Raw genomic sequence first — 1350 nt, 5'->3', positions numbered from 1 at the left:
AATAAGTTGGACAGGCGATAAACGGTTTTTCTTGTTAAGGCTGTATCAAAGGGCGTCAACCGAAATACCGACACTGAATGAAATGATGGCATAGACAAATAAGGACTTTACTTTACATACGCTAACTGCCGCAGGCAATCGGCGTGCGGTGGCGGCAAGCTCGAGTAGCTTTTCACCGTAACATCGATACGGCGATCGAGCGCTGAACAGTCACTTTATTACGTTTTCCCTAACGCGGTACCTAGCGGCTCAAAGTAGGCAATCAGCGCCTTAAATATGCGTTGTCCGTGCTGCTCGTCGGGATATGCGCCTTCATTTGCCAATGTTGAATGGCGCGTACCAGAGACCAAATAGGGATTTTTGATCCCTTGATAGGATTCAATAGCCGCCTCAAAGGCCCGCGCCATCATTTCGGTGGGTTTAGCAAAATACTGTGTGCCATAACGTTTATCCAAGGCAATTGCGCGGCGAACATAATCACTAGGCTCAAAATTATCTTCGCTGAGCAAAGTGACCCTAAAGATCTCCAGCAAACGCCGATTAAGAGGATGATCAATGCTCGGCAGATCGGCAAGCCACATATCGCTAGCGCAGTTAAACCGCCCCGTTACCTGTTGAAACGCCTTCGGCGCAATATAATGATCAAACGCATGCCAAAACTCATGGGCCAAGGCGCCAGCGCCGGCATTTTTTGCCAATGCCAGCTCTCTTGCGGCGGGCGCATAATGGGCCTGCACGCCCTTTTGTCCGCCATGACCAAAGGCAAGACTTAAGGATTGTCTTAAGCCTAAAGTCAAGGGTGGTAAATGAAGGATAAAAGCGAGATCTGCCAGCGAATCAAATACTAAATTAGCGGCAATTAAGGACTCTTCCCGCGTGACCCAGCGCCCTACGCGCACATGACTAAAACCAAAGGTTTGTTTCACATCGAGAAAAGTCATTTGTTCCCCGAAGCGATAATCGGGGCCATGACGGTGATACTGTTGATGGATTAGCACAATCCGTTTAAATCGCCGGTTAAGTGATGCATAAGGGCCATTTTAAGTGAAAGCAGAATGCATTTATAGCCTAACCCAAACGACATCAGGATATATACTCCAATATTCACATAAATATAAACCCAAGCAATTGCTTGCACCTATGCAACTAAATGAATACTCATTCAAAAATACATAAAGCTTTGTTAAATGAATTTACACTTACACTTGACCTGTCCTTATTCAAAGTCACTGACCATTAATCTAACAGAGTAGTATCTGTGCATTTAATAACGCCAACATCTTGATGAGCTGGGCATTCTGGCAATAGGAGGGAATGATTGAAGCCATCAGTCCTATCGCTAAAATGTCT

At 45.6% G+C, this 1350-nt stretch carries 1 protein-coding gene; it reads right to left on the bottom strand.

The features are described from left to right. Positions 1-218 precede the first annotated feature (218 nt). Entirely contained in the window at positions 219-998 is a 780-nt protein-coding gene (locus tag ACRCZA_RS15150) for a CLCA_X family protein (RefSeq protein WP_438675225.1), read from the bottom strand. Positions 999-1350: the final 352 nt, after the last annotated feature.

Origin of the sequence: Shewanella sp. (assembly GCF_051658185.1) — a bacterium.
In the GTDB taxonomy this organism is placed as follows: domain Bacteria; phylum Pseudomonadota; class Gammaproteobacteria; order Enterobacterales; family Shewanellaceae; genus Shewanella.
This window is presented reverse-complemented; position numbering and strand designations above follow the sequence as displayed.